The 14,009-nt window shown below is 62.4% G+C and carries 8 protein-coding genes and 2 pseudogenes; 7 read left to right on the top strand and 3 right to left on the bottom strand.

Features of this window, described 5'->3' with window-relative positions:
• Positions 1-585 precede the first annotated feature (585 nt).
• Positions 586-1,726: pseudogene (locus tag C8D03_RS16420) on the top strand (IS3 family transposase).
• Positions 1,727-1,858: 132 nt separating this feature from the next.
• Here the strand turns inward: C8D03_RS16420 and C8D03_RS16415 are convergent.
• The gene (locus tag C8D03_RS16415) at positions 1,859-2,497 is read right to left on the bottom strand and encodes a YdcF family protein (RefSeq protein ID WP_108047752.1); all 639 of its coding nucleotides are present in this window, start codon (positions 2,495-2,497) and stop codon (positions 1,859-1,861) included.
• Between the two features lie 245 nt (positions 2,498-2,742).
• On the opposite strand from C8D03_RS16415, the pseudogene C8D03_RS16410 reads away from it, so the two are divergent.
• A pseudogene (locus C8D03_RS16410) lies at positions 2,743-3,222 on the top strand (transposase); the annotation flags it as partial.
• Between the two features lie 286 nt (positions 3,223-3,508).
• On the opposite strand, the gene C8D03_RS16405 reads toward C8D03_RS16410, so the two are convergent.
• Together C8D03_RS16405 and C8D03_RS26220 are read right to left on the bottom strand one after the other, a co-directional pair.
• Positions 3,509-3,778 (bottom strand): hypothetical protein, encoded by a 270-nt coding sequence (locus C8D03_RS16405; RefSeq protein ID WP_146170207.1) that lies wholly within the window; start codon positions 3,776-3,778, stop codon positions 3,509-3,511.
• Between the two features lie 210 nt (positions 3,779-3,988).
• Entirely contained in the window at positions 3,989-4,780 is a 792-nt protein-coding gene (locus tag C8D03_RS26220; RefSeq protein WP_146170206.1) for a thermonuclease family protein, read from the bottom strand.
• A 198-nt stretch (positions 4,781-4,978) separates the two neighbouring features.
• Here C8D03_RS26220 and C8D03_RS16395 point away from each other — a divergent pair, with 198 nt between their 5' ends.
• The 5 genes from C8D03_RS16395 (at position 4,979) to C8D03_RS16375 (ending at position 14,004) form a co-directional block, all read left to right on the top strand.
• Positions 4,979-8,161, top strand: a complete 3,183-nt coding sequence (locus C8D03_RS16395) for a hypothetical protein (RefSeq protein ID WP_108047747.1) — start codon at positions 4,979-4,981, stop codon at positions 8,159-8,161.
• Between the two features lie 343 nt (positions 8,162-8,504).
• The gene (locus tag C8D03_RS16390; RefSeq protein ID WP_181301034.1) at positions 8,505-10,031 is read left to right on the top strand and encodes a sugar transferase; all 1,527 of its coding nucleotides are present in this window, start codon (positions 8,505-8,507) and stop codon (positions 10,029-10,031) included.
• Positions 10,032-10,169: 138 nt separating this feature from the next.
• Entirely contained in the window at positions 10,170-11,078 is a 909-nt protein-coding gene (locus C8D03_RS16385; protein WP_108047743.1) for an FkbM family methyltransferase, read from the top strand.
• Between the two features lie 8 nt (positions 11,079-11,086).
• A complete protein-coding gene (gene asnB, locus C8D03_RS16380) occupies positions 11,087-12,934 on the top strand; it encodes an asparagine synthase (glutamine-hydrolyzing) (protein WP_108047741.1) in 1,848 nt (615 codons plus the stop codon).
• 14 nt (positions 12,935-12,948) lie between these two features.
• Positions 12,949-14,004 (top strand): glycosyltransferase, encoded by a 1,056-nt coding sequence (locus C8D03_RS16375; RefSeq protein WP_181301032.1) that lies wholly within the window; start codon positions 12,949-12,951, stop codon positions 14,002-14,004.
• Positions 14,005-14,009: the final 5 nt, after the last annotated feature.

Genomic DNA, 14,009 nt, shown 5'->3' with positions numbered 1-14,009 from the left:
TTTCTGCTGCCGCTCGAACTCGACGGGTGACGGCAGGATTGACGCGCACGACAGGGCGCCCCCTGGGATCGGCAACAAAGTTCTTTTACGGCCCCGCAATGTTGCTCGCTTGCCGCATCGCGAGAGGTTTAAAAGATTTGGAGCGGATTCCCACGGCGGTTGCTAAGTGCGCTGGAGCAAAAATTGCTCTATGGGAGGAGCGATGGCCTTGCCTGATGGCTCTTGGATTAGAACTACCCAATCGTGCCTTTAAGCGATGCGGGTGGATGCGAAGGGGTGACCGTGACGAACGAGCGTGACAATGGCGGTCCTACCCTAATTGCGGGCATCGGGGCGGCAAGTGCATCTGATAGACGAAACCGCTATTGGTTGGCGCGGTGCCTGATTGGCATCTGCACCTTTGTAGTTCTCGCCATTCTGGCGGCTTGGGTGGCGCTATTTGGATATGGCGTGTGGCTTCTCATAGGTCGGGTGATAAACTGCTGCGGGCTTGTCGGATAAGAGAGCTGGCTCGGGAAATCTGGCGCGGGGCGTAGGTGGATTTTCGGCCTGAACGCGGCATGATTGCCGTGAACAGGAGCGGATATGACGAGACGCGTTCGCCGGAACCACAGCCCGGCTTTCAAGGCGAAGGTCGCATTGGCGGCGATCAAGGGCGAGAAGACGCTGGCCGATCTGGCGCAGCAGTTCGACGTCCACCCGAACCAGATTACGCAGTGGCGCAGCCAACTTCTTGACGGGGCTGCCGGCGTCTTCGGGTCCGATGGGAAGTCGGAAGCCACCACGCCCGTGATCGACGTGAAGACGCTGCATGCGAAGATCGGGGAGCTGGCGCTGGAGAATGATTTTTTGTCCGGCGCGCTTGGGCGAAGGCCGGCCTTCTGAGCGCAAAGCGATGATCGACCGCTTGCACGATCTGCCGCTCAACCGGCAGGCGAAGGTGCTCGGGATCAGCCGGGGCAGCGTCTATTATCTGCCCCGCGCGGTTCCTGCCGCCGACCTGGCGTTGATGCGTGCGATCGACGCGCTGCATCTGGAATATCCCTTCGCCGGCAGCCGCATGCTGCAGGGGCTTCTCGGGGCCGATGGTCATTAGGCTGGACGTCTTCACGTCGCGACGCTGATGAAGCGCATGGGGATCGAGGCGCTTTACCGCCGGCCGAACACCTCGAAGCCGGCGCCGGGGCACAAGATCTTCCCCTACCTGCTGCGCAAGCTGCCGGTGACGCGTCCCAATCAGGTCTGGACGATGGACCTCACCTACATCCCAATGGCGCGGGGCTTCGTCTATCTGACGGCCGTCGTAGACTGGTTCAGCCGCAAGGTTCTGGCCTGGCGGCTCTCGATCACGATGGACGTCGCCTTCTGCATCGAGGCCGTCGAGGAGGCGATGGCCCGCTTCGGCAAGCCGGATATCTTCAATACGGACCAGGGCTCGCAGTTCACCAGCCGTGAGTTCACCGGCCTGCTGATCGGCGCGGGCATTCAGATCAGCATGGATGGCAAGGGTGCCTGGCGCGACAACGTCTTCGTCGAGCGCATCTGGAAATCCGTCAAATACGAGGAGGTCTACCTGCGCGCCTACACCAGCGTGTCCGACGCGCGCGCCTCGATCGGACGATATCTCGCCTTTTACAACGGCAGGAGGCCTCACCAGAGTCTGGGACGGCAGACGCCCGACCAAGCCTACTTCAACGCGCTGCAGACAATCCCGGTGGCAGCATGACCAAGGCCGAAATCCACTTAACGGCAGCCCCGAAACTGTTCAGACAAACCGAGCCAGCTCTTCATTACGCCATCGGCATCGCGCACGACATTGCGGCTGACGAGGAGATTGAACATGGCCGGCAGCGCCGCTCTATCGACTGCAAAGACCCAGAACGGCGTAGGCGAAGCGGCCCAAAGCTTCTTGATAGCGCGTCCAGCTGGTTGCAGAGCCAAGGCGTTTGACCGGTGCTGGCGTCACATTGAAGCCGGCCTGCCGAAAGCACGCTTCCGCCCGAGCCATGTGCCAATCATCTGTCACTAGGATCCAGCGCTGCATCGGCTGTGGATGCACCAAAGCAGCCGAGAAGGTCGCATTCTCGGCGGTATTGCTGGAACGATCCTCCCATAAGATGCGCTGATGGGCGATGCCGGCGCGTTGGAATACCGGTATCGGACCCGGCGAGCTCTCGCGGCCTGTATAGAGAATCGTCGCTTCGGGATAGGCTTTCGCCATCTGGACAGCCTTGCCGACGCGCGAATAAGGCAGTGATGATGCGTCCAGCTTTGGATATTGAAGGAACGTGCCGAGCCCTCCGCCGAGGACGATGATGCCGGCAGCGACTGTCGGCATCTCGCCAGCCTGGTTTCGAGCCATTGAAAAGCCGATTGGCCGTGCCACAACGAAAAGCGCTGTGACGAACAGAGCAATGCCGCAAAGGGAGTTGATCGGCGGTCGCAAAGCGGCAAATCCGTGCATGATCTCAAGCGTCCTGCTGATTCCGTTGCCCATCAAGTTATGGCGGTTCTATGCGAGAGACACCGTTCCAATATTTAACGGCAACCTATGCGCTTTCTCCTGTCATGTCGCCGGGCTTAGGATGGATGAACGGGCCGCGCAGACCTCCGCGCCACGAGCAGGCTGCCTGCGCATGAAGGTGACAAAGGCTCGTAGCGGGCGTCCTGTCAGGGGCGAGGCACCGGTATGACGGCTTGGGGCGGTTTTGCCCCGCCAAAGCCCAGCTTCAGCAGTGGCGAGTGGCCACCATGCTGGGCGCGCTCGCCATGCTGACGAAGCAGGTGATGAATCTCGTCAAGAAGGAGGCTGTCTGCCGGCGGCTGATGAGCGTGCCGGGCGTGGGGCCCATTACCGCGCTCGCATTCCGGGCGACGATCGACCGACCGGATCGGTTCAAGCGGTCCCGCGATGTCGGCGCCCATCTTGGCCTGACGCCGGCGCGCTACCAGTCCGGCGAGACCGACATCCAGGGCAAGATCAGCCGCTGCGGTGACGAACTCGCGCGCACCGCTCTCTACGAGGCGGCGCACACGCTGCTGGTGCGGAGCAAAAAGTGGTCGAGCTTGCGCGTCTGGGGGATGAAGATCGCCAAGTCGCGCGGCATGGCCCGCGTCGCGGTCGCCCGCAAGCTCGCCGTCATCCTCCATCGCATGTGGAGCGACGGCGCGGAGTTCCGCTGGGGCAAGGATCCCGCAAACGACGCCACGGCCGCAGCCTGACGCCACAGCGCCGAAACGGGAGGACCAGTCACGACGCATGATCCCGAAAGGGTGAACCGGATCGTTCCCGTAGGGACAATGGGCAAGGCGATCTCGTTGAGAGTCCAGAACCTGCGGTCGCAAACCCCAAGGTCGTGAACAGATTGAGACGCCTCGCCCTCCTGCCCCATCATGCGGCGGCCCAGCGCCGACCGCGAAGAGAAGCGTGTGACCTACGGGACGACACGAGCCGGAAAGAAAGCGAACAGAAGCAGCTTGACCTCAATGACCCCAATCAGAGAGGCTCTCAGAGCTTGAAGCGCGCACGCAGCATGCCGACCGGCACAGAGACGGAGTGACCGAGCAGAGCCACCGTCAGACTTGTGATGATGTACCCGACCTGCAAGATGATAACGCCTCCGACGCCCATGAGCAGCGCAACATCAAAACCGAAACGCATCTGATAGATGAACCCGGCCGGCAGCGCGATCATCGCCGCCGCGATCAGAACTTGGACCGGCCAGCGAAGACCCAGCACGAGCCCCGACAGGGCGCACAAGACGAACCAACCACTCAAGACATAGCCCTCCCCCGTGAGAGAAGGCTGACAGCCAAAGCTTAAGCGCCTATTAAGATCTTGGTCGGCCCGTATCCGTAGGCGCGTTCGCCTTACCGCAAATTTGCCGACGCAACGCGGTCGGCAACGCTGAGAGCACGACGTCGCTGCCAATCCAACGCGCAGGCCTCTTAAGCGGAGGCAGCAACTGCAACGCGATCTGAATCCCGCTCAGGGCACCGAAGCCTGCGAAGGCAGTGTCTGCCCCGCTACGAAGGACGGACTGGCAGCGCGGACAGTCCAATCGCCATTCCAGAGGCCGCGCCGATGACGTCGAGCTTCCGTCAGTTCAACCTCGAAATGGCCGGGCTGGGCCGGGCGTGCAAAGCCGAGCGCAACCAGCCGGGCCGCCAATGAGGCCTTGTCGGGCAGGCGACAGCTGCCTTCGACATGGCGCCGCGGGCCGGCCACGGCATCGCAGTTGAGTGCTGTCGTCTGGATCAGATTGCTGAGCGTGGCACGGGCCGCCAGCCCGCATGCCCACAGATCACCATTGTCGGCAACGCAGACGGCATCACGCTCCGGGCCGGAAATTGCGGCGAGGCGCATTGATAATTCGGCGTTGCTGAAGCTCTGCCCGTTGATGATTTGGAACGGTGGCGCCAGCGCGATGTTCTCCTGCAAGACGGGGAGGTGTGCGACGACTCGCTCGACCATGCGAGGATCGGCACGTCCTTTGCCTTCCACACGCTCGCCGCCCTTCCTCCCGGATAGCTCGGCTCGCACGGCAGTTGCTCTGAGGGCGGGCAGCGCTTGCCACGAAGGAGAGAGCAGGACCACGGAAATGCAGGTCACGAGCAAAAAGGCGCTGACGAGAAGGAAGGGCGAAGAAGGGTGTGTACGCGCTAAGATTGCGACGCGGCGCAGCCGAAACAGAGCCCAACGCAAAGGATCGTCGAAACCGACGCGGACCGGGTTGCCGCTCTCGCTGAAGAGGATCCGTTTCCGCCTGCGTCGCACCATTTCGGCTTCTTGGTCTTCAGCGGGTGCCGCTAGCGCCCCAATATCCGTTCACTAACCGCAGCGCCGCTCCAGCGCAATCGGAACCCCGCTCGAATCGGCCTACGAAGTCGGCTTCGTGGTTCATGTCGGTGCGGCTATGCTGCCCCGCACAGTGGTCTGACGGTTCTGTCGAGAGTTGCTGGCGAGGAGAAGGCCGAAATGGCGAAAATGTCCCGCTTGCTGCCAGCGGCGTTCATGGCGGTCCTGCACTCTCTGAATGTGCGGGCGCAGGAGCCGCTGGTGCTGACCCAGGCCGAGACGGCGCAGATCGATGGGCGCGATTGGGAACGCACTGGGCCGGGTGGGGCAAGCTTCGACGCGGTCCACCGGACGGTGTTGTTGCGTTTTCCGGGTGCTGCGGAAGCGATCAAGGCACGACTCGATACGGGGCTGTCGCTCGCGAAGGCGGTCGTCACTCTCGACTATGTCCGCCACGAGTCCCGCCCCAGCGGCTACACTTTGCGCGATGCGATGGGTGCCAAGCTCTGGGCGACGAGCGCCCCGCGCTGGCATGTCGTCGCCCATGCGCTGCGCCAGCCTTGGTCCACCCATGGCACTTTCGGCCCGACCGGCCGCTACCGGGTCAGACTGCTGCATCCTTGGGGTAAAGTTGGAGCAAGCGATCCGAAGCGCGACCTCAAGCCGGAGACAATCGGGCCGGCGGAACTTTCGGAAACCAGCCGGCAGGCGCAACTCGACGTCACCCATCTGCTGACAGGCCCCGTTGCGCCGACGGAGGCCGGCGCGCGGTTGCGGGCGTTCGAGGAGAATGGCCTCGCGCTCAGTAAGGCCGAAACCTACGATATGCGCTATCGGCCCCCGGGCGACATCTACGAATGGGCGATCGCGACTGGCGGCCATGCGCTGACCTTCAGCCAGCCGCGTCTGGTGGTGAACTTTCGCCCCAGTGCTGCGGGCACGCGGCCGCCGCTCCTGCCCCCTCCCGTCAACCCGGCCGCTGAAGCGGAAAAAGCAGATGCATCGGCGCTGCGCCGGGTGCCAGACATGCTGCCGTCCAGCGAACTGCAGTCCATGGCCCGTCGCCTCTATCAAACCCGGCCGGACTGGCTCTCGCCCCGACAATTCGACCATGTCGGCGACTTGCTGCGCGCCGGCGGCGACACGCAGACGCGCTGGCTGTTCGACCTGCAATTTGCCGATCTCGGCAAGTACCGACAGTTTCTGCGCGAGACATTGGCGACATTGCCACGCTACTGGAAGGGTTGGGGCATCGCCGAGGATCTGCAATTCGTCCTGCAGTTCGGCGCCTTCGCACCGGCGCATGTCCGCGAGCATCTGGAGGGGTATTGGCGTTCCTACCTGATGCCAGACCTGCCGACCTCGGCCTTCTTCGTGCCGCACAGCAGGGAGGCCGGCGCCTACTGGTCTCAGACGGGAGATTGGCGCGGCCGAACATCATTCTTCCGCGACGGCTATAATTACGTCGGCAGCACCCAGAACTTCAATTTCACCGCATCGATGGGCGCGCTGCTCGGCGGTGCCTTCATTGGTTCGGAAGCTGCGATGGCCGATGGGCGACATGGGCTCGAGCGGATCCTGCTGCGTTACTGGACCGTGCTCGATGGCGGTACCCAGGAACTACTCGACCCCTATTATCTTTCGATAACGCTGAGCGCCGTAAAGATGCTCGCCGATCATGCCCCTTCCGCTTATGACCGGTTGATCGCGCGCATCATTCTGGAGCGCACAATGGAGATGCTGGCGAGCGCGTATCATCCCGAGTTGCGGCGCATAGTGGCTGCAGCGGGCCGAGCAAGGCTTTCCGGCTTCCTGACCGAACAGGACGGGATTTACGGGGCGCTTCATGTCCTTTCGGAGCGTGGGGCCCTGCTCTACCCAACTCAGCGCAGCGATTCACGCATCCTCGGCATGCCGGTCTGGGGCTATGATTTCCCGCCGGGCCGAGTGGGGCTCCAGAGTCTGTCGAGCCCGTGGGCTCCGACCTGGTTTCGCCATGTCATCGACGACAAACCCTTTCCGTTCCGCGAACGTTCGGCCAACACGATCCGAGGACACTTCAATCCGCCCCTGCGCCGAATGACCTATCTGGACCGGCATTTCGGGCTGGCGAGCCAGGACATCAAGGGCGGCATGGCCGACGTGCTCGGACAATGGTCGCGCACAGGCCAGACCGCCAGTGGGATCGAGCATCTAGGGATGCTAACCGTCAGGGCCTGCGTCAATCTCTGCGATCTCGCGACCTCATCGGGCGGTGAGCCGGTGCGCGCCGGCTCTCTGTTCACGGTCCAGCACGACAACCGCGCGATTGTTTTCGCCAAGCCCCCGACGCGCGCCGATACGCTGAAGGAGCAGCAGATCGGCCCGGGCGAGATCGAGACGGTCGGCTCCGTGCTCGGGCTTTGGATGATGGAAAGCGAACGGCATTGGCGGCTCTTCGTGAATGGCGAGGAAAAACAGCCAGCGGATCTGCCGCTGACATTGCGGCGTTCGGACGATCTCGTGCTGCAGGACGGACCGGCCCTCATCGCCGTCAGGCCGATCGCCGTCGCCGACGACCGCAAGATCGTCGTTGCGCTGGGCGGTTACGGCGGCACGCCGGAAACCGGCCGCGCAAGACTGGAGCCAACCTTGACGATCGCCAACATGAACCGGCTGCACGGCACGCCGCTCAGCAAGAGCGCCTATGATAAGCAGGGTCTGGGCAGGTCGCTCTTCGGCGGCTTCACCATCGAGTTCGGCGACCTTGAGCGCTTTGGCGATGTCGCCGCCTTCCAGCGTCATATCCGCTCCGGCTCGCTCGATGTTGCGCGCTTAACCGGCGGCCACGTCGGCGTGCGCTATTCCTCCGGTGGAGAGACGATAGATGCCGCCTTCTCCACTGAGGTGCAGGAGGTCGCCCAGCATTTCCCGATCCCCCCAGGAAGCCAGACAACTGCGATCGCGAGCCGGACCGTGAATGGCGTCTCGCTGCTGCCGCCGGCAGGGCTCGACCGCGATACGGGCTGGTCCCAGCAAAGCGCGAACGGCCGTCTCGAGAAGAACGGGGCCGTACTCGAGACCGATCACGGGCGCATGGTATATTTGATTGCCGAACCGCGCGGACGCGGCGTGCTTGCCTATAACCTGACCCCTGATCCGACGAATTGGCGGCTGACCCTTCCCGAAGACCGCGAGATTCGGTCCATCGGCAAGGCCGGTCTGCTCCGCGTCGAGATTGATCAGGAAAAGCGGCTGGTCGCCATCGACCATGAGCTTTCTCCTGCCCAAAGCCGCGTGGAGTTCACCCAACGTTTCATCCTGAAAGGCTTTGGTCCGGAATGGACGATCCGCGCGGCCGAAGGGACAACGCTGCGGGAGTGACGTTGCTGCCACCACATTTCATGTGCTGTGGCCCGAGGGTTGCACCGCGGATGGAAGCAATGTTCTCCGCATCGCTCCTGTCCGCCTCCCGGCAGCGGCTCTGTTGAGTCAACGCCGTTCTAACGGTTACCTTAATAAAGCCTATCTGATGCAGAAATGTAAATTGCAGCTATTTGTCTAAAATGCGATGGAGTCACCCGCACGACGTAATTTAGATGTCAAGAATGCCGCCGACAATGCCCACCTGCGACCCACCATAGGGTCGCTAAGGTATCCGGTCGATCAGGATTCGCGCCTTGTCGATCCGACTGTGTCTCGCAATTTAAAGGCCCCGCTCCTCACCATGTTCCGCAGGACATATTTGCATTTACTGGCGGATCTGGCGCTGATCGGGCTCGCTACCGTGGCTGCCTTCGCCTTCCGCGACAATGTGGAATGGCTCTCGTCGCGCTGGATGGCTTGGGGTACCTACACTGCCCTGACGCTTGTTGTGGCCCTCATCGTGTTCACGCTGGCAGGGAGCCATCGCTCAGTTTATCGTTTCGCCAATATCAACGATTATTTGTTCCTATCGTCGCTCACGGTGGTCGTGGTCTTGGCGACCCTGCTGCTCGGTTTCCTGATCAACCGGCTTGAGGACGTGGCGCGGACGCTGCCGATCTTGCAGGCCATTCTGACCATCATGGCGTTGATCGTTGCCCGCGTCGGATACCGGTTGTTCCACGCACGCCAGACCAGTGTCCGCGCCAAGATTGACGATGCAGACCATGTCGAGAATGTGCTGGTCATCGGGGTCGATGCCGTCGCCGACCTGTTTATTCGCTCGGTCGAATATCTCGCCCACGGCCGCATCCGTATCAATGGCGTTCTGTCGCCCGATCATCAGGATTTGCGCGGCCGCCGTTTCGGCACACATCCGGTGCTGGGCGTGGTCAGCGAGGTCGAAGCGGTGGTCGCTAAACTGCGTGTGCATGGCGTCGACATCGACCGAATTGTTGTCGCCGTCGATGAAATGACGATGTTGGAAACGGATAAGTTACTGCTGGCAGCGATCGAGGCGAATGTTGGCGTCAAGATTGATTACTTTGCTGAGCGGCTCGGTATCCCCAAGCACTCGCAGATCAAACGGACGTCCGCCACAGCCGAGGAGGACATGCTGCAGCAGCCGACCGCGCCGCAAGGCTTCTACCGCTACGGCAAGAGACTTTTCGATCTTTCGCTGGCAACGCTGCTGCTCGTCGTCCTCTGGCCGATGATCGTCCTCGTCTCGCTGATCGTCTGGATTGATGTCGATCGTCCGCTGCTATTCTGGCAGCAGCGGCCTGGCCAGGGAGGGCGGCCAATCAGGATCTTCAAATTCCGGACAATGCGTGGCGCTCACGATGATGACGGCAACCGCTTGGCGGATTTGCACCGGCTCTCAGCGACAGGCGCAATTCTACGTTCGCGCCGGCTGGACGAGCTACCACAGCTTTTCAACATCCTCGTGGGAGATATGTCCTTCGTCGGTCCTCGGCCGTTGCTGCCGATCGACCAGCCGAGCGACCGGCGCGACCGCCTTCGAGGCAAGCCTGGGCTGACCGGCTGGGCGCAGGTCATGGGCGGACGTGACATTTCTCCGGCCGACAAGGCTTCCCTCGATGCCTGGTATATCCAGAACATGTCGTTTCTTCTCGATATCGAGATTATGGTCCGCACCATTCCGATGGTCCTCTTCGGTGAGAGCGTTAACGCGGAGGCCATTCGCCAAGCCTGCGCCATGACGGGCCGCACCCCCGATTATCAGGAGGCGCGCGAGGGTCCCTCCGTTGCGTCCCCGGTCGACCGGAACGAAGCCCCGGCAGCGCAACGCATCAACGCGCGCTCGTAGGGAATTCTTATGCGCTCTTCGCTTACGAGGTGAGCGAGGTAAGCCCGATAGCAATCGACGGGTGTTAACGATTGCGTCTCATGAATCAGACTCTGGGTGATTTCACCCGGAGTGCGGTAGCTTGGAGCATGCACAAGCATGATCAAGATCGAGCGTATAAGGCATTTGCCTAGACAGCTGCGATCGATCGTACAGCATCCCCTGAACCGCAATCAACGAATTCGGGCTTTGCATGGCTGGCTGCGTTGGCAGATTGGTTCGCGGCTAGGTTCAGGCCCCAAGCGGGTTCGGCTCGCCGGGCAAACCGAAATGGTCGTAGAGCCTGGCATGACCGGGGCAACGGGCAACATCTATTACGGCCTCGCCGAGTGGGAGGAGATGGCCTTCCTTCTCCATGCCCTGCGCCCTGATGATGTATTCGTTGATATCGGCGCCAACGTCGGTGTCTACACGCTCCTCGCTTCAGGCGTTGCAGGGGCAAGTACCGTCGCTGCTGAGCCGGTTCGCTCCAGCTACGACCGACTGGTTCGGAACATCGCGCATAATGGATTGCAGGATCGCGTTCTTGCCGATCGAGTCGGCATTTCGTCACATCGCGGAGTGCTGCGGTTTACATCAACTCATGATACCACCAATCGCATCGTCGGTGCGGATGAGCAGGTGGCCGACGTTGAAGAATGTCCCGTCGACACGGTCGATGGCTGGCTGAAGAACGTCGCTCCGACCTTGATCAAGATTGACGTCGAGGGCCACGATCGAGAGGTCATGAGCGGATGCCATTCCATCCTGAAATCGAGCAATCTGCGAGCACTTATCGTAGAAACATGGTTCGCAGACGATAGAACGATCAATGCTCTGCCAAGTGCGGCGATGATCCTCCATTCCCATGGCTTCAAGCCATATTGCTACGATCCTGCAGCCCGGCAAATCAATCCGTTGACCCATCAGACGGGTGCGAACGTTATATATATCCGCGATCTCGATTTCATACGTAACCGCATCGCAGGAGCGGCGAGGGTCGAACTTTCTCACGGGCGGAGCGTCTGAGTAGCGGCATGTGCGGCATCAATGGTCTTTTTGCTTTCAACGTCGCCGCCTCCGCTCCCGGCCGGGGCGAACTGATCGCGACGCGAGACGCCATGCTGCGACGCGGTCCCGACGGGCAAGGCGAATGGTGGAGCGAAGATCGCCGCATCGGCTTGGCCCATCGCCGTCTTGCCATCGTCGACCTCAGCGACGGCGGCGCGCAGCCCATGCAGAGCGCCGACGGCCGTTACATCGTCACGTTCAATGGCGAGATCTACAATTACCGGGCGCTCCGTGCCGAACTCGAGCGCGACGGCGTCGTCTTTCGATCCCAAAGTGACACCGAGATCTTGCTTATTCTCTACGCCCGCGAGGGCGAAGCGATGCTGAGCCGGTTGCGCGGCATGTTCGCCTTCGGGATATGGGATCGCAAGGCGCGCAGGCTGTTCCTGGCGCGTGACCCCTACGGCATCAAGCCGCTCTATGTCAGCAATGATGGCTGGACATTCGCTTTCGCAAGTCAGGTCAAGGCGCTGCTAGCGGGCGGGCGGATCAGCAGCGCCAGGGAGCCGGCGGGACTTGTCGGCTTCCATCTCTGGGGCTCCGTGCCGGAGCCGTTCACGCTTTACCGCGATATCCGGATGCTTCCGGCCGGCCATTGCCAGATCGTCGACGCATATGGGCCGCACCCTGCACGCGCCTTTGCTTCGGTTGCCCGGGCTTTCGCCGACGGCGCTCTCGAGCCGCATCCGCAAGCGGTTCTGGCCGCGAAAGTTCGTGAAGCGGCGAGCGACAGCGTGAAGGCCCATCTGATGGCCGATGTCGAGGTAGGACTCTTCCTCTCCTCGGGGATCGATTCCGCCGCGCTCCTCGGCTTGATGATGGATGCCGGGCACAAGAACACCACCTGCATCACCCTCGCCTTCGAGGAATTCCGTGGCACGCAGGACGACGAGGTCGGCCTCTCCGCGGAGATGGCCGCATCCTGCGGCGCGCGCCACATCGTACGCACCGTTTCCTCCGCCGAGTTCAAGGCAGATCTGCCCGCTATCCTTGATGCGATGGATCAGCCGACGATCGACGGGATCAACACCTGGTTCGTGGCCAAGGCGGCCCGCGAGGCAGGATTAAAGGTCGCGCTATCCGGACTCGGCGGAGATGAACTCCTGGCTGGCTATTCCAGCTTCCACGATATTCCGCGCTGGGTCCGGCTGCTGCGCGCCCAAGCGGTGGCGCCTGCCCTTGGCACCATATTGCGAAAGGGAATGTGTGCAAGCGGCCTCGCCGAGCGCAATCCGAAATTGCCGGGCATGGCCGAGTATGGCGGGACCTTCGCCGGCGCCTATCTGCTGCGTCGCGGCCTGCATCTGCCTTACGAACTAGACGCCATGATGGATCCCGAGATCGCGAGAATCGGTCTGGAGCGGCTTGCCCCACTCCGCCGCATCGGGCCTGAGGGCGGCGCGCCGGCCAATGCGCTGGCGCATGTCGCGGCCCTGGAGAGCCAGAACTACATGCGGAATCAGCTGCTGCGCGATTGCGACTGGGCCGGCATGGCACATTCGATCGAGATCCGGACGCCCCTGGTCGATTTCGGGTTGCTGAAGGAACTGGCGCCGGTCATTCCCCATTTGACCGCCCCTGGGGCGGGTAAGAGGCTCCTCGCAGCGGCACCGGCTGCGCCGCTGCCGGAACGGATCGTCAATCGGCGAAAAACCGGCTTCGGCGTGCCGATCGGTCAATGGCTCAGCCGGAAAACAAGCGACACGCGCGCCATCCGGGGCCTGGCCTCGCGAGCCTGGGGCCGCGAAGTGCTGCAGGCTTTCGAGAGCCGGGAGCAGCGCGCCTCTGCCCTCGCCGAGGCGCACGCCGCTTGAGGGTCCTTGCTCTGGTGACCGATGCTTTCGGCGGCTATGGCGGCATCGCGCAATACAACCGCGACCTGCTCAGTGCGCTGGCTGACGTACCGGCGATCAGCGCCATCGACGTTCTTCCGCGGATTGCGCCTGACCCGGTCGGGACACTCCCGGGTAAGGTCGTCCAGCATCCTGCGCGGCTCAATAAGTTCGCCTACTCGGCTACGGCTTTCGCAGCGGCACAGGCGCGGCGTCCGGATATTATTCTCAATGGGCACATCTATCATGGTCCGCTGGCGCGACTGCTAGCGCGTTACACGGGGTCGCGCCTCGTCACCCAGCTTCACGGCACCGAGATCTGGGACCGGCTCGCGCGCAAGCATGTCGTGCCCCTGACCCAATCCGACATGGTGCTGACGGTCAGCCGCGATACGCTCGGTCGGCTCCGTGGCCAGGTCCTCACGGAACCCGATAATGGCATCGTGCTGGGCAACACCGTCCAGCCGGAGTTCACACCCGGGGATCGCGCTGCGGCCCGTGCGCAATTCGGCTTGGGCCAGGAGCAGGTCCTGCTGAGCGTCAGCCGCCTCGACAGCCATGAACGATACAAGGGCCACGACCGCATCATTCGTTTGCTGGCCGCCCTCCGAGCCGAAGGACGTGATGTCATCTATCTGATTGCCGGGACAGGAGACGATGGCCAAAGGCTTCTGTCTCTGACTCGTGAACTGGCGGTTTCCGACTACGTACGCTTTCTCGGCAGAACGCCTTATGCGCAGTTGCCGGATCTCTACCGCGCCGCCGATCTTTTCGTTCTGCCGTCGACCGGGGAAGGCTTCGGCATCGTCTTTCTCGAAGCCATGGCCTGCGGGACGCCGGCGCTCGGTCTCGCCGCCGGCGGCGCCCCCGATGCGCTCGGAGACGGCACGCTCGGGTTCTGCATCACGGAAGCCGATCTTCCGGCGGCGCTACGGCAGGCGCTGGATGCCCCTCGCCCCGATCCGACGAAACTGCATCAGGCGGTCCAGTCCCGGTTCGGTCGAGACGCCTTTCGGGCTCGCGTGGCCAACATCATCACAGCATTGCAATAAGCGGT

This window comes from Bosea sp. 124 (assembly GCF_003046175.1).
Taxonomy (GTDB): domain Bacteria; phylum Pseudomonadota; class Alphaproteobacteria; order Rhizobiales; family Beijerinckiaceae; genus Allobosea.
The sequence above is the reverse complement of the archived record's forward strand: the minus strand, read 5'-3'. Positions and strand labels throughout refer to the sequence as shown.

Excerpts from the sequence above, each read along its gene's own strand:
- C8D03_RS16415 (WP_108047752.1), bottom strand. The coding sequence starts at position 2,497 with ATGGGCAACGGAATCAGCAGGACGCTTGAGATCATGCACGGATTTGCC.
- C8D03_RS26220 (WP_146170206.1), bottom strand. The coding sequence starts at position 4,780 with ATGGTGCGACGCAGGCGGAAACGGATCCTCTTCAGCGAGAGCGGCAAC.
- C8D03_RS16395 (WP_108047747.1), top strand. The coding sequence starts at position 4,979 with ATGGCGAAAATGTCCCGCTTGCTGCCAGCGGCGTTCATGGCGGTCCTG.
- C8D03_RS16390 (WP_181301034.1), top strand. The coding sequence starts at position 8,505 with ATGTTCCGCAGGACATATTTGCATTTACTGGCGGATCTGGCGCTGATC.
- C8D03_RS16385 (WP_108047743.1), top strand. The coding sequence starts at position 10,170 with ATGATCAAGATCGAGCGTATAAGGCATTTGCCTAGACAGCTGCGATCG.
- asnB (WP_108047741.1), top strand. The coding sequence starts at position 11,087 with ATGTGCGGCATCAATGGTCTTTTTGCTTTCAACGTCGCCGCCTCCGCT.